The sequence below is a fragment of the Sporosarcina sp. P12(2017) genome (genome assembly GCF_002743035.1).
Lineage (GTDB): Bacteria > Bacillota > Bacilli > Bacillales_A > Planococcaceae > Sporosarcina > Sporosarcina ureae.
Window position 1 is genome coordinate 107,098 of the sequence record NZ_PDYL01000010.1, and the last position, 19,220, is coordinate 126,317.

At 41.9% G+C, this 19,220-nt stretch carries 21 protein-coding genes; 18 read left to right on the top strand and 3 right to left on the bottom strand.

All coding sequences use genetic code 11. From position 1 onward, the window contains the following. Positions 1-6 precede the first annotated feature (6 nt). The 8 genes from CSV80_RS09880 (at position 7) to CSV80_RS09915 (ending at position 7,067) form a co-directional block, all read left to right on the top strand. Entirely contained in the window at positions 7-1,119 is a 1,113-nt protein-coding gene (locus CSV80_RS09880) for a mandelate racemase/muconate lactonizing enzyme family protein (protein WP_099670700.1), read from the top strand. Continuing rightward, the gene (locus CSV80_RS09885; RefSeq protein ID WP_099670701.1) at positions 1,116-1,772 is read left to right on the top strand and encodes a GNAT family protein; all 657 of its coding nucleotides are present in this window, start codon (positions 1,116-1,118) and stop codon (positions 1,770-1,772) included. Before CSV80_RS09880 ends, CSV80_RS09885 begins: the two co-directional genes overlap by 4 nt. Before the next feature lie 141 nt (positions 1,773-1,913). Continuing rightward, positions 1,914-2,960 carry a selenide, water dikinase SelD gene (gene selD / locus CSV80_RS09890; RefSeq protein WP_099670702.1) on the top strand — a complete coding sequence of 349 codons (1,047 nt, stop codon included), beginning with the start codon at positions 1,914-1,916 and terminating at the stop codon, positions 2,958-2,960. A 21-nt stretch (positions 2,961-2,981) separates the two neighbouring features. Beyond that, on the top strand, positions 2,982-4,016 hold the full coding sequence (gene mnmH, locus CSV80_RS09895; RefSeq protein WP_099670703.1) for a tRNA 2-selenouridine(34) synthase MnmH: 1,035 nt from the start codon (positions 2,982-2,984) through the stop codon (positions 4,014-4,016). A gap of 255 nt (positions 4,017-4,271) precedes the next feature. Continuing rightward, entirely contained in the window at positions 4,272-4,661 is a 390-nt protein-coding gene (locus tag CSV80_RS09900; protein WP_158231881.1) for a YugN family protein, read from the top strand. Between the two features lie 170 nt (positions 4,662-4,831). Then, the gene (locus CSV80_RS09905) at positions 4,832-6,124 is read left to right on the top strand and encodes an MFS transporter (RefSeq protein ID WP_099670705.1); all 1,293 of its coding nucleotides are present in this window, start codon (positions 4,832-4,834) and stop codon (positions 6,122-6,124) included. Between the two features lie 126 nt (positions 6,125-6,250). Continuing rightward, entirely contained in the window at positions 6,251-6,493 is a 243-nt protein-coding gene (locus CSV80_RS09910; RefSeq protein ID WP_199083962.1) for a PepSY domain-containing protein, read from the top strand. Between the two features lie 94 nt (positions 6,494-6,587). Then, positions 6,588-7,067: a GAF domain-containing protein gene (locus tag CSV80_RS09915; RefSeq protein WP_099670706.1), complete on the top strand. Its 480-nt coding sequence runs from the start codon at positions 6,588-6,590 to the stop codon at positions 7,065-7,067. A gap of 478 nt (positions 7,068-7,545) precedes the next feature. Here CSV80_RS09915 and CSV80_RS09920 read toward each other — a convergent pair whose 3' ends face one another. Then, positions 7,546-8,868 (bottom strand): sodium-dependent transporter, encoded by a 1,323-nt coding sequence (locus CSV80_RS09920; RefSeq protein ID WP_099670707.1) that lies wholly within the window; start codon positions 8,866-8,868, stop codon positions 7,546-7,548. 173 nt (positions 8,869-9,041) lie between these two features. Here CSV80_RS09920 and CSV80_RS09925 point away from each other — a divergent pair, with 173 nt between their 5' ends. From CSV80_RS09925 to CSV80_RS09935, 3 genes are all read left to right on the top strand, one after another. After that, positions 9,042-9,494 carry a helix-turn-helix transcriptional regulator gene (locus CSV80_RS09925; protein WP_099670708.1) on the top strand — a complete coding sequence of 151 codons (453 nt, stop codon included), beginning with the start codon at positions 9,042-9,044 and terminating at the stop codon, positions 9,492-9,494. Between the two features lie 14 nt (positions 9,495-9,508). After that, positions 9,509-10,666 carry a PstS family phosphate ABC transporter substrate-binding protein gene (locus CSV80_RS09930; protein WP_099670709.1) on the top strand — a complete coding sequence of 386 codons (1,158 nt, stop codon included), beginning with the start codon at positions 9,509-9,511 and terminating at the stop codon, positions 10,664-10,666. Positions 10,667-11,084: 418 nt separating this feature from the next. Further along, positions 11,085-11,450, top strand: a complete 366-nt coding sequence (locus tag CSV80_RS09935) for a hypothetical protein (protein WP_099670710.1) — start codon at positions 11,085-11,087, stop codon at positions 11,448-11,450. Positions 11,451-11,489: 39 nt separating this feature from the next. Here CSV80_RS09935 and CSV80_RS09940 read toward each other — a convergent pair whose 3' ends face one another. Together CSV80_RS09940 and CSV80_RS09945 are read right to left on the bottom strand one after the other, a co-directional pair. Further along, positions 11,490-12,845 carry an S-layer homology domain-containing protein gene (locus CSV80_RS09940; RefSeq protein WP_099670711.1) on the bottom strand — a complete coding sequence of 452 codons (1,356 nt, stop codon included), beginning with the start codon at positions 12,843-12,845 and terminating at the stop codon, positions 11,490-11,492. A gap of 117 nt (positions 12,846-12,962) precedes the next feature. Next, a complete protein-coding gene (locus CSV80_RS09945) occupies positions 12,963-13,352 on the bottom strand; it encodes an OsmC family protein (RefSeq protein WP_099670712.1) in 390 nt (129 codons plus the stop codon). 131 nt (positions 13,353-13,483) lie between these two features. Here CSV80_RS09945 and CSV80_RS09950 point away from each other — a divergent pair, with 131 nt between their 5' ends. The 7 genes from CSV80_RS09950 to CSV80_RS09980 all read left to right on the top strand — a co-directional run bounded on the left by CSV80_RS09950 (position 13,484) and on the right by CSV80_RS09980 (position 19,096). Continuing rightward, a complete protein-coding gene (locus CSV80_RS09950) occupies positions 13,484-13,621 on the top strand; it encodes a YfhE family protein (RefSeq protein ID WP_099670713.1) in 138 nt (45 codons plus the stop codon). A 142-nt stretch (positions 13,622-13,763) separates the two neighbouring features. Then, positions 13,764-14,750, top strand: a complete 987-nt coding sequence (locus CSV80_RS09955) for an alpha/beta hydrolase (protein ID WP_099670714.1) — start codon at positions 13,764-13,766, stop codon at positions 14,748-14,750. A 63-nt stretch (positions 14,751-14,813) separates the two neighbouring features. Continuing rightward, positions 14,814-16,244, top strand: coding sequence for a sensor histidine kinase (locus CSV80_RS09960; RefSeq protein WP_029053424.1), 1,431 nt, complete (start codon positions 14,814-14,816; stop codon positions 16,242-16,244). Beyond that, positions 16,237-16,806 (top strand): ANTAR domain-containing response regulator, encoded by a 570-nt coding sequence (locus CSV80_RS09965; RefSeq protein ID WP_029053423.1) that lies wholly within the window; start codon positions 16,237-16,239, stop codon positions 16,804-16,806. The genes CSV80_RS09960 and CSV80_RS09965 overlap by 8 nt, the downstream gene beginning before the upstream one ends. 151 nt (positions 16,807-16,957) lie before the next feature. Further along, on the top strand, positions 16,958-18,220 hold the full coding sequence (eutH, locus tag CSV80_RS09970) for an ethanolamine utilization protein EutH (protein WP_099670715.1): 1,263 nt from the start codon (positions 16,958-16,960) through the stop codon (positions 18,218-18,220). Between the two features lie 24 nt (positions 18,221-18,244). Continuing rightward, positions 18,245-18,586 carry an ethanolamine utilization microcompartment protein EutS gene (gene eutS, locus CSV80_RS09975; RefSeq protein WP_029053421.1) on the top strand — a complete coding sequence of 114 codons (342 nt, stop codon included), beginning with the start codon at positions 18,245-18,247 and terminating at the stop codon, positions 18,584-18,586. A 12-nt stretch (positions 18,587-18,598) separates the two neighbouring features. Beyond that, on the top strand, positions 18,599-19,096 hold the full coding sequence (locus CSV80_RS09980; protein WP_029053420.1) for a EutP/PduV family microcompartment system protein: 498 nt from the start codon (positions 18,599-18,601) through the stop codon (positions 19,094-19,096). Positions 19,097-19,220: the final 124 nt, after the last annotated feature.

Consider the following 19,220-nt stretch of genomic DNA (forward strand, 5'->3'; position numbering starts at 1 on the left):
AAAATAATGAAAATAACTGAAATTGAAATTTTTGCAATTCGATTACCGCTCTATGAACCATTTGTAATTAGCTACGCATCTTATGATGATATGCCTTCTATTATCGTAAAACTTACAACAGACACAGGTTACGTAGGGTACGGTGAAGCAGTAGCAGACGACCATGTCACGGGCGAAAGTTGGGAGGGTACATTTGCTGTACTTCGTCACACTCTTGCTCCCGCTTTACTCGGAGAAAATCCAAGTCGCTTTGGGAAAATTCATGAAGTGATGGATCAAGCGATTTACGGTGTACCTACAGCGAAAGCGGCACTAGACATGGCTTGCTTTGACGCAGTGGGGAAGGCATATGGTATCCCTGCCTATAATTTACTTGGGGGTCGTTATCATAAGAAGTTTCCAATTACGCATGTGTTAAGTATTGCTTCACCTGAACATATGGCACAAGAAGCTGCTGATCGTGTGGCAGCTGGCTATAGTTCATTAAAGATGAAAGTCGGTACCAACGCAGCTGAAGATGTCAAGCGAATTCAGGCCGTGCGCGAGCGTGTTGGCAAAGATATCGCAATCCGTGTGGATGTTAACCAAGGTTGGGTCAACAGTGCGACGACATTGCAGGCAATGAAACAATTGGAAAGCTGTGAACTGGATTGGCTCGAGCAGCCAGTCAAAGCGGATGATATCGATGCAATGGTAGAAATCAAATCGAAAATTGCGACGCCTCTAATGGCTGATGAGGGATTGCGTGGCGTGCGCGAGATGCGTGAAATCATAGCAAAACGTGCAGCAGATAAAGTGAATATCAAGCTCATGAAATGTGGGGGTATGTATCCTGCAATGAAGCTTGCACATATGGCGGAGATGGCAGGTATCGAATGTCAGGTTGGATCCATGGTGGAGTCGTCTATTGGATCTGCAGCAGGATTCCATGTAGCTTTCTCGCAAAAATCGATGACGAGTGTAGAATTGACCGGGCCGTTGAAATTCAGTAAAGACATTGGAAATCTGCACTATGACGTACCGTTTATTGAACTCAATGAAAAGCCTGGACTTGGTATTGATGTAGATGAGCAAGCTCTAGAAGAATTGACAGTGCGTAAAGAAAAGGTGACATTATGACGTTGCAGGCATCACTTTCACTTCTAACAGAAGATCAGTTGCCGGAAGTTCTAGCTTTACAAAACCGGGTCATTGCTGTTCTTGAGCAACCTGAATTTCTTCAACCGCTAACGGATGTAGAGTTTGTGTATATTCTGCGCGGCAATGGCATGATGGCAGGAGCTTTCGTCGATAATCGTCTCGTCGCGTTCCGTGCTATGTTGGATCCTGGTGAAGACGAAGAGCATTTAGGAATTGATGCGGGAGTATCACCAAATGAATTATCTAGCGTGCTGTACTCGGAGATTTCAGGTGTGGATCCAGACTATAGAGGGCATGGACTGCAAACGACACTCGGTAAATGGCTAATGGAACATGTCGAGAGAGATCGCTATCGCTATATTTGTACAACTGTTGCACCATTTAATATTCCAAGCTTGAAAGATAAATTTACACTTGGCTTAGGAATCAAAGAACTCAAAGTGAAATATGGCAATAAATTACGCTATATTTTATTCAAGGATTTACAAGAGCCTTCTCGTGGGACGACTTCGGAACAGCAATCTGTTCTAATGGAGAATACCGAACAGCAGCAAAAGTTGCTGAAAGAAGGTTGGATGGGGGAATATATAGAGAAAAAGAACGGCCACTGGTATGTAAGGTACGTAAAATAATACATTTGCATCATGTAAGACTATGCCTTAAAGCGTAGTCTTTTTTTCATTGTCCATAAGCATCTTAAGTGCCCAACAGATCTAGAATGCAAACTCTATGGTAAAATTAAGGGATTACAAATTGAAAGGTTGATATCCGTAATGCGAAATTCTACTGTAAAACTCACTTCATTATCTTCAAAAGGAGGCTGCGGATGTAAAATAGGACCCGCTGATTTAGCTGAAGTTCTACGTACATTGCCTCCCGGTCTCGCGGATCCTAATTTACTTGTCGGATTGGATACAGGCGACGATGCAGGCGTATATAAGATAAATGATACGACTGCTATCGTGCAGACCCTCGATTTCTTCACACCCATTGTCAATGATCCATATGATTTTGGACAAGTGGCAGCGGCGAATGCGATCAGTGATGTCTATGCAATGGGCGGTAAACCAATTACAGCGTTGAATATCGTCGCATTCCCGATCCATACACTTGACCGCAGTATCTTGACGGAGATCTTGCGCGGAGCTGCTGACAAATTAAAAGAAGCTGGTGCAGTTCTTGTCGGTGGCCACTCCATTGATGATCAGGAGCCAAAGTTCGGTATGCAAGTAACTGGAACGGTACATCCTGACAAGATTCGCACAAATGCAGGGGCAAAACCAGGTGATCGTTTGATTCTGACAAAACCGATTGGCGTAGGTATCATGACTACTTCGTTGAAAAACGGATTATTGTCTGAAGAAGAAGAAATTCACGTGACAAAAGTGATGACAACACTCAATAAAACGGCGGCTGAAGTAATGGATGATTACAGCATTCATGCGTCAACAGACGTAACAGGCTTTGGCTTACTTGGACATGCTTCTGAAATGGCAACAGGTAGTGGCGTATGCTTGCGAATCGATAACGAGAAAGTTCCTGTATTACCACGTACAAGAGAACTAGCAGAAGCCGGTTCGGTTCCGGGCGGTACGAAAAACAACTTTGCACATATAGAAGATATGGTAGAATATCCAGAATCATTGGATCAAATCGGCAGATGGATTTTATGTGACGCGGTAACTTCTGGTGGCTTGCTTGTATCAGTTGCTGGAGATGAAGCAGATCGTTTGCATGCACAATTGCGTGAAGCGGGAGTCGATGCGCATATTATTGGAGAAGTAACCGATGAACATAACGGTCGAATTATCGTGCAGTAAATCAAGGAGATGGAAAATTACATGGTACGAGATATTACATTGACAGACGCACTCGAATTACAGAAAAATCATTCACATACATTAGTCGATGTACGCTCTCCGAAAGAGTTTAAGGAAGCAACTATTCCAGGCAGTATTAACATTCCGATTTTCACGAATGAAGAACGTGCGGAAGTGGGTACGCTTTATAAGCAAGTAGGAAAACAAGCCGCAATGGATCACGGTCTGGCTATTTTCTCTAAAAAACTACCCGAGTTCATTGCGGAGTTCAGGAAAATTGACACGCAAATCACTGTGTTTTGCTGGCGTGGTGGCATGCGAAGCAAAACGGCAATGACCGTACTGGAATTGATGGGAATCCGCTCAAGCCGAATCAGTGGCGGGATTCATACATATCGCCAGTGGGTCATTGCGAAACTGCAAGAACCAATCAAACCTAAATTGCTTGTACTAAACGGCTATACAGGAAGCGGCAAGACGAAGATTCTTCACAAGCTAATGGAAGACGGCTGTCCGGTCATCGATCTAGAAGGTATGGCAGGCCATCGAGGTTCGATATTCGGACAAATCGGTGTAAAGCCGAACAACCAGAAGAAATTTGAATTGCTAATTGCAGATAAGTTGGAGAAGTATGAAAATAAACCATATATCTTCATAGAAGGTGAAAGCAAACGCATAGGACAAGTACATATGCCGGAACTACTGTTTGAGAAAAAAGGCCAGAGTCCGCAGTGGATTATTAGACTGCCGGTCAAAGCGCGGGTTGAAGAAATCCTTTCCGAGTACGAACCAGAAAAACAACCGGATCTGTTTCTAGAAGCATTTGCAAGAATTCGCAAACGCATCCACCAACCCATCGCGGCACAAATCCAGGAAGATCTGGAAAATGGACGTTTCACGGAAGCTGTAGAACAGCTATTGACTCATTACTACGACCCACAATACGAACACTCCGTTGCGCGCTTCGCTACAACTGGCCAAGACGTCATCGAGGCTGCAACCGTGCAAGAAGCGTATGAAGAATGCTTGAAACGGTATAAAGAGCTAATGAAATAAATGAAGGTAGACTATCCTGTTGGGTAGTCTTTTTTTTTGCGTAAAAATAAAATGAGTTGAGTGCAGTCCGCCTGCGTAGATCAAAGAAACTCTCACTTTTGGTTAATGTTATTCATTCAGACCACTAGAAAAGTTTGTCAGACAACTAACTAGGGTATTCTTAAAACTATCATCAACCAGACATTCATCAAGAAAAACTAACATAGAAAAGAGGGGATGCCATGATCGAACTTAAAACAAATCTGCCAGAAAAAATTGTTTGGAGATACGTGTAATATACTCATAGAACATGACATCCAAATGGGAGACAACTGGGACTTCGACCGCGGAAGCTTGGACACCATCTTGAATCAGGACGGTAGCGATACGATCTACTTGCGAATACCTTTTCACGTAATTGACGGTGAGCTCGATGAAGATAGCGTAATGATCGAATTTGACGTACCATTTATCATCAATCATGTAGTAAATATTGGATTGGATAATGATGACAGCCCTGTATTAGCTACTGTCGGCCTCGAACAGTTCCAGACACCGGAAGATAAAGACGGACCTATTGTATACGATGAAAAATGGGTACATGAAGGTGAAGCGCGAATAGCAAAGTTCTCAGATCATCCTATTTTTATTGCTCCGCTAGTATAAAATCTTACACTATGAAAGGACAAGCAGGCCTAGCAAAACAAGGCCTGCTTGTTTTCGTGTACGGAAAAGCCCCCTCTTTGTCTTGACTAATGTATGATAAGATAAATAAAGTGTAAAAAATCAATTAACTTGCAAATCCATTACGTAGTAATAAAAAAGGTGGGAATTTCATGTTGAGACGGCAAGATTATTCATACTATACAAAATCTAAAGCAGCACAAAAGCAATTGTATAAGCGCTCCTTACTTGTCGTGATCATTTCCCAAATATTTAGTGGGGCCGGACTTGCAGCAGGAATCACAGTAGGTGCGCTATTAATCCAAGACATGACGGGGAATGAAAGCTTAGCCGGTATGCCGATTGCGCTGTCTACTTTTGGTTCCGCATTCTCTGCCTATCTCGTCGGCAGGTTATCTCAGCGTTACGGTCGTCGCCTCGGCCTCGGTGCAGGCTTTATTACTGGTGGCGTAGGAGCATTCGGTGTGATCTTTGCTGTGATGACCGGAAGTCTTGCTGTTTTATTCATTTTTCTGTTTATCTATGGGGCAGGTACATCCTCCAATCTACAAGCTCGTTATGCTGGAACAGATCTCGCGAATGAAAAGCAGCGGGCTACTGCGGTCAGTGTCGCCCTAGTTTCAACCACAGTTGGTGCGGTAGCCGGACCCAATCTCGTCTTACCAATGGGGTATGTTGCAGATTTCATCGGTATCCCTTCATTGACCGGCGTATTTCTACTAGCAGGTGTCGCCTACGTATTATCGGGGCTGACATTCTTACTGTTTTTACGACCGGATCCTTTACTTGTTGCACGTGAGATAGAATTGGCTGAACAAAAAGAACGCGGAGAGTCTAATGAAGGACATGTTGCTCATCACCATACAGCCAACAGGATGGGGATTTGGGTAGGAGGCATTGTACTCGTATTGTCGCATGGTGTCATGGTGGCTATTATGACGATGACCCCTGTCCATATGCAGCACCATGGCGCTGAGATATCAGGTATTGGTTTGGTAATCGGCTTACATATAGCGGGTATGTATTTACCGTCCGTTTTTACGGGTGTGTTAGTAGACCGGATTGGACGACCTACTATGGTTGTAGCTTCGGGCGTGACACTTGCGTTAGCAGGTATTCTCGCAGCCTATGTAGCAGGCGGATCGATATTCTGGATGTCCGCATCACTCATATTACTAGGTGTGGGCTGGAACTTCGGATTAATCAGTGGAACGGCCATTGTTATCGATTCTACTGATGTGTTAACTCGCGCGAAGATCCAAGGAAGCATCGACGTGTTTGTCGCACTAGCAGGAACAGTAGGTGGACTTGCATCGGGAATTGTCGTGGCGTTCTTAGGTTTTTCCATGTTAAGTTTTCTCGGAACCTATATTTCCTTACTACTTATTCCGCTCATTATTTGGATGCGGTATAAACAAAAGAATATTCTTGCACAGACTGCCTGACAAAAACGGATTATTTCCTCGGAAATAATCCGTTTTTCTTGCGTAAACGACAGGCTTGGCTGTGGGGCATCTTATCATTCTTTCGCATAGAGTAACAACGTAGAAAGAAATAGGAGGGATCGTTCATTGAATCAGCAAAGTGAGTATTGGATGAATCACTGGCAACATCCGCAGTATCGTAGGATTTCAATGGAGCAGGCAAACGAAATTGCCAGACAAAGAGTACCCGGTGAAGTAGTCAAATCAGAACTGGAATTTGACGACGGTATGTTGATATATGAAGTGGATATTCGCACAGCAGAAGGGCATAAGTATGAAGTCAAATTAGATGCGGTGACCGGTGAGGTACTGAGGGTGAAATTAGATTGATGTGAAACAGGGAATGAAGTTCGATTACTTTTCCAAGTCTATTATTCTGTGTATGATGAAAGTAAGAACTATACACAGAAAGCAGGGAATTAGTATGTACACACCTATTGATTACTCCAATAACCTACAAGAGAAGTACGCACAACTTGCAACACAGTTGGATGCACTAGTATCGGGAGAGCCAAACTTATACGCAAACTTAAGCAACGCATCTGCATTACTCAATCAATTTTTCGATCGCATCAATTGGGTTGGTTTTTACTTGATGGATGGCGATGAACTCGTTCTCGGCCCGTTCCAGGGATTGCCGGCATGTATCCGTATTCCGCTCGGTAGAGGTGTTTGCGGAACAGTTGCGAAGACAAGAGAGGGCTTAGTCGTACCGGACGTCAACGCGTTCCCAGGTCATATAGCATGCGATGCAGCATCTCGTTCCGAAGTTGTTGTACCGCTGATTAAAGATGGAGAAGTGTTTGGGGTTCTCGACATCGACAGTCCTGAACTAGATCGCTTTGCGGAAGACGATTTGACAGGATTGACGCAAGTAGTGGGAGCACTTATGAAGCATATTTAGTGAAAAAGAAAGGCTGAAGGAGAGAAAGTCGTTACACTGCGTTCCAGGCGGACGCGTTCTGGAGGGCCCGCGGCGAGCCCCCTAGTCGCTTTGCTCCTTTAGTGGTCTCACCTGTCGAGCTGATCCTCCCAGAGTCGCCGCCTTCCACTCCGCTTCACTACTGTCTCTTTCGTGACTGATAAAGTGGAATGACAAAACCTTATGTATTCGTATTTGAATCTAATAAGTAAGAAAACAAGCTAAGTCAGTTGGTGATCGCAATGTAAGCTTAATTATCTCTAGTATAATCAGTTGATCGTAAGTGGAATGCTCCCGATGGATTAGCGTGCGCCTTGAGTCCGCACGAAGAAGCTCAAGCCACGGCCGTGGGAAAGCGACCGCCTGGAACGTCGATCAACGGTGCCTTTCCACTCACTCACTTTCTAAGATTATATAAAGAAAAAGCACGCCGGAGAAGTTTAGTTCTCCAGCGTGCTTTTTACATACCTAAAACCCAAGTAAAGAAAATGACGACGATTGCAATAGGTGCGAAATAGCGTACAATCACTTTCCACAACGAGTGAAGAGCTGGATGCATTCTTAACTCTTCCGCTGTGTCCTCTTTCGTCAGCACGAAGCCAGCAAATAAAGACACGGCCAATGCCCCGAGCGGCATCGCAATTCTACTCGTCAGCAAATCGGCAAAATCGAAAATGGAATTGCCGAAAATACTTACATCGGACAGCAAGCCAAATGATAGTGCACTTGGAATTCCGACCAAAAAGATCAGTCCGCCAAACACCCATGAAGCGCGTTTTCTTCTATCATGCTTTTTACGGATGCCTGTAGAAACTACAATTTCGAGCATCGCAATAGCAGAAGTCAGTGTGGCAAACAGCATTAAGAGAAAGAAAATAATTAAAAACACACTGCCGAACGGAATTTCATTGAAAATCGCCGGTAAAATGACGAAAATCAGACCTGGGCCTGCTTCCGGTGAATGTCCTAATGCGAAAACGGCTGGGAAAATAACAAGTCCTGCTAGAATCGAAATCCCGATGTTTAGGATGGATACATTAAACGCGGACTGGCCAAGTTTCTCCTCTTTTGATAGATAGGAAGCATAGGTCATCATCGCTGTCACACCGACACTCAGTGAGAAAAATGCCTGTCCCAACGCAACAAGGAATGTAGTTCCGTTAAGATAACTCCAATCCGGTACGAATAGGAAACGCACACCTTCCATTGCACCATCTAGTGTTAGCGAACGAATTGCCAATACAATGAATGACAAGAATAATAAAGGCATGATCCAGCGGCTAGCTCGTTCAATTCCTCCACGAATCCCGCTTTGAACGATGAAAATCGTCAACGCCATAAATAATGCTTGTGCCAATAATACTTCCCATGGATTCGCGATCGTCGTATTAAATAACTCACCATAATCCAGCCCGCCTAATGTAAACGTAAAGGCTCGAGCTAAATACGATAAAATCCATCCCCCGACAACACTATAAAAAGATAAGATAATGAAAGAAGAGGCAAGCCCCATCCATCCAACCCATCCCCAACTGCGTCCGGTTGATAATTTCTTCAAAGAAGTCACGGCATCTGCATGTCCTCTTCGTCCGATGACAAACTCAGCCAATAAAATGGGTAGACCGATCAATAATGTACAAATGATAAATAACAGCACAAACACGCTGCCGCCGTTCGTACCGGCCATATAAGGAAACTTCCAGATTGCACCTAAACCGATGGCACTGCCAGCAGCTGCTAAAATAAAACCAATCTTGGATGTCCATTGTTCACGCTGTTTCATAAGAGTCCTCGTTTCTTTTACTAAATCACAAAGTCAATAAATCTTATCATAATTTTAAGAAAGAATCGATAGATGCAAGGTTAACGGAGAATTTTGAAAATTCATTTGCTTATACAGTTATATTGGTGTAATATTACACCAATAGATATGAATTGTAACTACGAGGTGATTTTGTGAATCAACAACAATTAATAGAGCTGATTTCATTAAAGTTACGAGTGATCCGATTGGAGAAAGAATACTCCCAACAAAAAATGGCGGATGTACTGGGACTTTCCAAAAAGACCTTGATTCAAATTGAAAAAGCAAGAGCAATGGCTAGTTGGACAGCCGTTATAGCAGTCTGTGCTTTATTTCGTGAAAGTGAAGTACTGCAAGCAACAGTCGGCGGAGATCCACTAGAAGTACTGGAAACAATCGCACACGACGGTATTGACCGTCGAATGGATCAATCGATGGGCGGTAAAGTGTGGTGGCGTGAATTGGAAACAAAAGGACGTTTTCGTTTACAGCAAAACGTAATTAGCCAGCATTTTCGTATTTTGGATGAAGAGCATTATCGTTGGTACAGTTCGTTTGATGAAGATGAGGCGTGGCATCGACTGGAGGAATTGAGCGGAAAATAAAAGGGGGGACGCGTATGGTTGCACCTATAGCATTTGCGGTACTTTTATTCATCGCGTTACTATTTTTCACAGGAATTGGATTGTTATATTTATTGTTAATGGGATGGATTCACTATATTCCGTTAGCACTAAGTGCGGTGATAATTTTATATGTTTGGATCGTCATGATGATTTTTCATTTCTTCAACACGAAACAACGAAAACGGTCGTTCGGTGCTATTGCTGGAGTAGTTATAATCGGAGCGGCAGTTTGGCCAGTCATGCATATGTATAAGGAAAGTATTTCGACAGTGGATGCCGAAGTAGAGGTGCGTTATTATGAACCGTTTACCATTGGACAGGAATCAAAGCTTGCTGTACTCGATGAAGCCGCTACACTCGAACTGAAGGATGATTTACCCAGAGTAGACGGAGCTACCGCGCTATATCCACTGTATGCAGCGTTTGTTCAGGCAGTCTATCCTAGAAAAGAATACAACCCATATGATAGTGAAGTAATGGTCAATACAACACCTGTTGCCTATGAAAATCTACTTTCCGGCAGGGTAGATATGATTTTTGCAGCGGGGCCTTCAGACGCCCAAATGAAAGCGGCGAAGAAACAAGGTATTGAGTTGAAATTAACGCCAATAGGTCGAGAGGCATTTGTCTTTTTCGTCAATCAAAAGAACCCCATTGATCAGCTAGAATTAAAACAAATTCAAGATATCTATGCGGGGAAAATCACAAATTGGGAAGAAGTTGGAGGGAAAAGCGAGCCAATCCGTGCATTCCAACGACCGGCAGACAGTGGTAGTCAAACAGGCTTGGAACGGTTGATGGGGGATATTCCGATTATGGATGCTCCAAAAGAAAATGTGGCCGAAGGAATGGGTGGTATCATATCGGAGGTCTCAAAGTATCGAAATTATGAAAATGCCATTGGCTATACCTTCCGTTATTACTCAACGGAAATGGTAGGCAATGAGGAGATTAAATTGCTTGCAATCGATGGAGTAGAGCCGACGAAAGAAACCATACGAAGTGATGAATATCCAATTGCATCTGAGTTTTATGTCGTCACAGCAGGGACAGAAAATCCGAATGTGGAAAAGTTCATTGAATGGATGAATTCACCACAAGGACAGGAATTGGTGGAGAAAGTCGGTTACGTGCCGGTGAAGAAGCCGTGAAAACGGTAGTCTAGTGGAATGAAAAGAGGATATACATTATGCAAGGAAACAGAAACAACTAGTGTTTATCATGCTCGCTTTCCTATGCGCAGCAGGTGTATTTTTCTAAGTGATTTATTTCAAAGTATGGCCTATTGAGGCTACGGATTGACGTAGTATTGGATAGGTGTTGCACGAACTTTCATAACCGGAATGGTAGGAACTGCGTTCATTCTTCAATCGTTAAAAGCCCTGTAGAAAAAAGTTGGCTTACGACTGTACTTATTTCATAAAGAGCACTCGCAGTTTTAGCTATTGGGATCGTTTTTTGTGGACTACTTTTGTAGTCGTTGCGGGTATGTCAGGAATGTGAAGGTTTTATAATCTTATTGAGCAAACAGTGCATTTTTTACCCTTAGCTAACTGGAGTGATGAACTAATGGTGAAACGATATTTAAATATAGTATGGCTCGTTATGAGTCTGATCCCAGCGCCATTTCTGTTTCATTTCTATGAGTATGGTCAGTATATGAAGGGAGAAGAGGCTGCGTATTTAGTAGTAGTCCCTGGTTTATACATTGTGATATCAGGTATTTTATCTTGTACCGTAAAGGTTCGTTACATGTTGCTTATGAATATGATAACAGCCATAGTATCTCTAGTGTTGGCAATGAATTTCATCTCAGACGATGGTGGATGGTTCAAGCCATTTGGTCGAGACTTTGTCATTTTGCTAACAGCTATCCCGTTTTTTATTGGACAATTATTGATTCGGATGGTTGCTAAGCTTATTATAGGTCAATAGAAAAAATGGCATGCCGCAAGATTAGAGGCATGCCGTTTTTTATTTCTTAAGTGTATGTTTCTTACCTGCTTGATCCCTCACGATTAACTGTGTGGCGGTAACTTCCATATCTTTCGCAAGAACATTGGAAATCTTGCTTGTCTTTTTATCTAACAGATTATATTTATACACACCTGATTTGTTGAAATAATACATCGTAGAAAGATCGAACGCTACAGACTTATTGTTTTGACTTACTTGATTGGTTTTCGTAGTAGCTTCCACTTCATCGAAAATAACACGCGCGTTAAAGTTCAATAAGGTCTTTTTGTTTTTCCCATCCATTGCAACTGAATACAGCGTCAACGGATCATCCAATGGAGTAGTAGGATCGAATTTGGAATCGAAAACACGGTCCATGTTCTTTTCAAGTGTATAGTAGATCCGATCGTTCCAAATGAACATATTACGGAACTTTTGATCGATTGGAATACTACCAATTGTATAACTCCAGTCATTAAGATTTAATTTCACTAAGTTATAACCTGCAGGCATTTTATTTCCTGCGTTGATCGAGTTCCAATACGGAATAAATATTTCATCATTGTATAGGACCATTTGATAGCCGGACATGAGCAGTATTCGGTTGATTCCGTTATCTGGCATAGTCGCGCTATCCAAGATTGCTGAACGTGTACCTGCCTTTTTATTCTCTTTAAATAACTTAGTAGATGTTTTATCTTTTACAATGGTATAAATAAAGCCGTTTTGTTCAATCGTTTTACCTTTAACACTTACATAAGAATGGTAGTCATCTAGCTTCATAGAGTCGTCTAATGCGCGCACTAAAAATGCTGAGAACTGAGAACGTGTAACGGAGTTAGTCGGCATGTATTTACCTTCTGAACCACCGGTGATTCCTTTTTTGGCAATCCCGTTAATATCAGGGAATGACCAATGTGTCGGGGATACGTCCACAAATGTTGCTTGATTATCGACAGGTATGTTAAATGAACGACGAATGATCGCAGCCATATGTGCACGTGAAGTATCTTCACCAGGACGCATGAAACCATTATCACCACGCATGATGCCTTTTTCATTCACTGTTGCTAGAATTTGATAATAGGAAGATTTTTTCGAGACGTCCTTAAATTGCACTGTAGGATTTTTAACCAATGGAATTTTCAATGCTTTTATGAGCATGGAAGATGCCTGCGCCCGTGTAATGGGATCATTTGGCTTAAAGGTACCGTCTGGAAAACCTCCGATGATATTACGGTCAGCTAAATACATGATTTCTTTCTTTGCCCAATGCTTGTCTACGTCAGAAAATTGTGTGGCAGCCTGTGCCTGGAATGGTGTTGCTGCGAAAATCAAGAAAACTGCTAACAACCCGATTAGTTTATTCTTCATATAGGTAGACCTCCTTTAGGTATTCTATTCATTATACAGAATTATAAATGGAAAAATAAGGTCCTTTAAACATAAAATCCGACAAAAGGGAGAACTCTCTTGTCGGGTCTTTGGAACTTATTTTGTACCAATCTCGTATGTTTTCACAACATCAATACAACCCATTACGGATTGTAACATAGAACAATTCTTCTCCGTCAGCTCCATGATTCTGGGCATCTTTTCGTCTGTAACGTTCGATCCGATAACAGTAAAGTGAAGGTGAATCTTCATCAATCGACTGGCGTCATCCTGAGAACGCACCACTTCTTTTACATCAATTGCAATGTCTTCTGCTGGCATGCGCATTTTATCAAGGACTTTTCGCATGACACCGCCACCACAAGCTGCGATCGATGCAACCATCAGCTGATAAGGCCGAAACCCTTTTTCTTCATTTGATGAAATGTGTAATGTACCGAATTCTGTCTCCGTATCAAAACCGTGTTTTGTCATATGGAAATTCATGTTGATCAGCCCCTTATGCAGTTAGTATACGTTGTTTCATCAAGAAAGCCAAAGAACGATAACTGACTCTCTATGTTTAATATCATGAATTTGTGGAAGACTAAAGGTAAGATGGAAAGGAGTGTTGAGAATTGAGTGAAAACAAACAGCCACACAAAACACTGACTGATAAGAACAACGGCCTTTCATCCGCACAGGAAGTGTTGTATGCCAAAGATTACAAACGGGCAGATAAGGCTACTGAGCCAGACAACAACAATAAGAAGTAAGATACGAAAATAGTGAATGAGGCGTTCCCCAGTAGTTTTAATCCAACTACTGGGGTTTTTCTCATGAAATAGACCTGACGCATTCTTCACATTCGCTGTATACTAAGAGTAAATGCTTATACAAAGAGAACGAGGATATAAAATGAAGAAAATTGGATGGAAAAAGGTTATCGTCTTACTAGTTGCTTTCTTCGTCGTTTTTCAAATAGCAGGGAGTTTATTCTTTTATAACTTGGCGATTAAGCGTGGACCGAAAGATTTCCTAACAGGCAACGCAGATTTGAAAGTATCGGCTGAAACTATGGACGTGTTTTTAAATGGAGACTGGCTAGTTTGGGTAGATAAACAGGAGTTTAAAGAAATGCATATGACTTCAAGAGATGGTGTAGATTTGATGGGTTATTTCTTAGCTGCTAAACAGCCTACCGACAAATTGGTGATTCTGACACATGGCTATTTAGGACATGCCAAACAGATGGGGTTATACGGTCAATATTATTATGAGGAACTCGGCTATAATATTTTCCTGCCAAATGCTAGAGGACATGGAAAAAGTGGTGGTGATTATTATGGATTCGGTTGGCCTGATCGTCTAGATGTGATGGATTGGACGAAGTTGCTTGCCGAAGAAATGGATCCTGACACACAAGTGCTCTATCACGGTTTGTCTATGGGTGCTGCAACGGTATTGATGGCGAGCGGTGAAAGCCTACCGAAACAAGTAAAAGCAATTATCGCAGATAGTCCGTATCAATCTGTCTATCAGCTTTTTGCCTATCAATTGAATCGCATGTTTCATTTACCGGCCTTCCCTTTACTCGACAATATGAGTTTACTGACGAGCGCCAGAGCAGGATATTCATTGAAGGAGGCGGATGCGTTGAGCGCGGTTCAGCGTGCGACTGTACCGATCCTATATATCCATGGTAATGCGGATACGTTCGTGCCGACAGAGATGACAAAAGAGCTGTATGAGAAGACAAAAAGCGATACGGAATTGTTTTTAGTAGATGATGCCAATCACGGTGAAGCATTCGTGATGGATCAGGAAGCGTATAAGAGAAAGGTGGATGAATTCCTTGAAAAACATTGGTCGACATCGAACCTGTCAATTGACCTCTCTCGCTAACCGTCCTATACTATTTTTACAAAGTAGGGGAAGTAGCATTCCTCGATATAAGGTCGTGGCGTATTGATAAAAGCAACAGTAGAACAACTTTGTAAACAGCACACGGAACTGACTAGTCAAGATGTGAAAATACTTCAGGAGATGGCGTTTAGCTTACAAACCTATGCAGATCTATCTGATTCGTATATGTTTATCGATTGTAAATTAAAACCAAGTAATCAGGCGATTGTCGTTGCGGAAGCTTTTCCAGTTGGTAGTACACCGCTATATAATAACTCAGTTATTGGAAAGATTGTTTTTGAATCTTTTGAGCCAGGTGTATTTTATTCCTATCGTAACGGGAAGAAATCCATCATACAGCAGGCAATGACACAAGAAGGTATCTTTGTGCATCAGACTGTAGTACCCATTAAGAACACATTTCATCAAGTGATCGGTGTATTGGTATCTGAGAAACGAGTCACTTCACCGCAATCGGTTGACGACATCAAAAGGTTTTCGGTAGTTACAGAAACGGCGGAAGACCAAATGACGAATTCGGGACTTGGCGTAGTCTCAGACTTATTGATGGAAATGCTTATTTTAACGGATGCTAGTAATCGGTTAATATACGCGAATCCTTCAGGTTTGAAACTGATTTCTGAAATGAGTGGCAGGGACGATGTACTAAATCGTAACTTGTTGGAAATATTACCGTTTTTGCATGCGGTGTATGAGAAGAAAGAAGATGTATTTGTCTTTGAGATGACGATTCAAGATAAAAGCTTAATTGTAAAAAAAATAAGGATGCATGAAAAGAACAAATCTCAAGAAACGTTGTTGATTGTCCAGGATATTACGGAACTTCGAACAAAGGAAAAAGAATTGATGATGAAATCCGTCGTCATTAAAGAAATTCATCATCGAGTTAAGAATAATTTGCAAACTGTGGCAAGCTTAATAAGATTGCAAATGCGTAATGGTATGCCGGTTGAAAATCGATCTGCTTTTGAGGAAACGCTTAACCGGATATACAGTATTTCCTCAGTTTATGAAATTATCCTTACGAAGGAAGATGCAGACGACGATGATGTAAATATTATAAATTTAACAAGGAAAATTTGTTCCACGATGGTGCTAAATGAATACAATTTAAAAGTAGACTTGATTATTGAGCCAAATAACAATAAAATAATAACAACATCTAAGAAAGCGGTTTCAATGGCACTGATCATTAATGAGCTCATACAAAACTCCTTAAAGCATGCATTTCAAGGCAAAGAAGAAGGGATTATTGATGTGGAATTTATCGTAGATCATGATTTTGTGGAACTTCATGTTTCCGACAACGGCGTTGGAATGAAGAATCCGCAAACTTCGCTTGGTACGGAAATTATCCACAATTTGGTAACCAATGACTTGAATGGTGAGTTTCTATATGTGCCTAGGGAAGTCGGGACTCATGCAGTAATTAGTTTTCCAGTGGGTGCGGAGGTGGAAACTTTTGATGAGTAAACGAATCTTGATAGCGGAAGATGAATCAATTATTCGCATGGACCTGAAAATGACCTTGCAAGACCATGGCTATGAAGTCGTTGGGGAAGCTGGTGACGGAGACAGAGCGATCGAGTTGGCTTTTTTGCATAAACCTGATTTGATCTTGATGGATATTAAAATGCCGAAGATGAATGGGCTGAAAGCGAGCCGAATCATCGGAGAGCAATTGGATATACCAATTTTAATCATTACCGCGTACAGTCAAAAGGAGTTTGTGGAAAAAGCCCAGCAAGACAGTGTGGTCGGTTATTTAGTTAAACCTATTTCTGAAGCTAATTTAATTCCTGCAATTGAGGTAGCGCTTCACCAATCCAGTAAAGCCAAGCGGCTAAAGGACAGCATTCAGCACGCGAAGCAGCAAGTGGAAAAGCGGAAAGTTGTGGAACGGGCAAAAGGTATACTGATGAGTACAGAGCACTTAACCGAGCAACAAGCATTTAAAAAAATGCGTGATACAAGTATGTCACGGCAAATGACAATGGAGTCACTTGCCATGGAAATTATAGATTTGCACAAGTGAATAGATCTAAGCAAAGACGCTTAAAGAGATACATTCTTTAAGCGTCTTTTTGTATTCTTTTCGCGAGTTGTATAAAGATTTAAAGGTGGTGGCTAGTGAATTAATGCACGAACATAATATCACAATAGGATAGTAAGAGGGGGAAATTTAGATGGAAATGATTGGTACAGTCATTGTATATATCATCATGGCCTGTGCAATTGCAGGGGCATTTGCTTCAATAAGAAATCCTGAAGAAGGATTAGGTAAGGAATTTATGTCTGGATTACACGCAGTAGGACATATCTTCGTGCCCGCAGCAGGGATTATGGCATCGATTCCATACTTAACGTGGTTCATCAGTAAATTTATTGGTCCAATTTTTAACTCGATCGGGGCAGATCCGGCAATTGCCGCGACAACGATTCTAGCTTCAGATATGGGTGGATATCAGTTAGCGGAAGCGTTAAAAGTAACAAATGAAGGATGGATCATGGCGTTAATCGTCGGTTTCATGTCGGGAGCAACCATTGTATTCTCCATTCCAATGGGTCTCGCAATGCTTGATAAACGGGACCATAAATATATGGCGCTTGGTATCATGTCGGGTGTACTGACAATTCCAATCGGTGCTTTCATTTCGTCTGTTTTAGTTGTCTTGTTCAATACGGATGTGCGTGATGTAATCAGTACGACTGCAACATCTAATTATGAGTTTGCGATTGGTTATTTACAGATCTTCATAAATTTATTGCCATTATTACTATTTGTTGTATTAATTGCGGTAGGACTGAAGTTCATCCCGCGCATTATGATTAACGGATTTATGTTGTTTGGCCGTGTGATGGATGCAGCTATTAAACTTGTGTTAGTGTTCTCTATCGTTGAAATATTTACAGGAATCTTCACTAAAATCTTTGGTGTTTGGGGATTCGATCCAATTATGGCGGATAAAGCCGATCAGTTCCGTGCGCTTGAAACGGCCGGATATATTGGTATTATGTTAGCAGGTGCATTCCCAATGATTTACTTGATCAGAAAGTATATGGGAACACCTTTGGAAGCCGCAGGAAAGAAGATTGGACTTTCACCTGAAGGTAGTGCTGGTCTACTTGCGACTGTCGCAAATATCTTGGCGATGTTCTCATTAGTTCGTTATATGAGACCGAAAGACAAAGTTATCAATATCGCATTCGCAGTATGCGCGGCATTCTTGCTGGGTGATCATTTATCTTTCACAGCGAATTTCCAGCCGAATATTATTTTACCGGTTATACTAGGTAAACTGAGTGCGGGAATCATCGCAGTTATCATTGCATTCAAGCTGTCTGTACCAACAGCATTAAAGTTGGAAAAGCAAGATCGTGAAGCAGGAATTATTCGCGAAGGCGAGTACGAAGATGCTGAAACAGAAACTCCTGCCGTTAAAGCATAAAAATATAAACAGGGAGTGTGTATGATGAGCGAAGAAAAGAAACGGTTTATACAGGAATTCGTTCCAGGAAAACAGATTACACTTAGTCATTTGATTGCTAATCCTGATCCAGATATGTTTCAGAAGTTAGGTATACAGGAAGCTGGCGCCTTAGGTATTCTTACGTGTACACCAAGTGAAACAGTCATTATTGCAGGAGACTTGGCGACGAAAGCAGCGAATGTCCGCATTGGATTTCTTGATCGATTTACAGGTAGCCTCGTCATTGTAGGCAGTGTCTCAGAAGTAGAGATGGCTATGCTTGAGATTAATCGTTTTTTATCGGAGAAGTTAAGTTATACACCATCTGAAATTACAAAATCATAAGGAGTGAGGACGATGCGAAACAAGGCAATGCTAATCGGTGCGGTACGAGCCGGAAAGTCTACATTAACGAATGCTTTATTGGGCCGAAAAGTAGAAGCTTTCAAAACGCAAACGCTCAGTTATTATGATTGGATTGTTGATACTCCGGGAGAATACACAGAAAATCCAATGTTCTACAAAAATATTATGGCTACCGCGCTTGAAGTGACGCACGTACTGTATTTGCAAGATGCAACGAGCGAAAAGATTATCTTTCCACCAGGTTTCAGCATGGGAATCCCAAAATTGCCGATTGGTGTCATCACCAAATGCGATCTCCCGGAAGCTGATATAGACCGTTCGCTTGGCATGCTAAACACTGTCATGAGCGAAGGACCCATCGTCATGGTTTCTTCTGTAACGGGCATGGGAATCCGACATCTTAAGGAATTGACAAAGCTGAACGACCTTCAAGCGATGCGTCATTACGTCGAGTCAACAGCCGACGAGCACTTGATTTTTCTAGGCTAATCTTCTTTACAGGTAGGTAGGAATTTGATATAGTAAATTTCATACAAGTAAATAAAAACGGCAAAGGCGCCTTTACATCCCGTGGGAAAATCCATGGGTTTGTAAAGGCGTCTTTTTTATATCA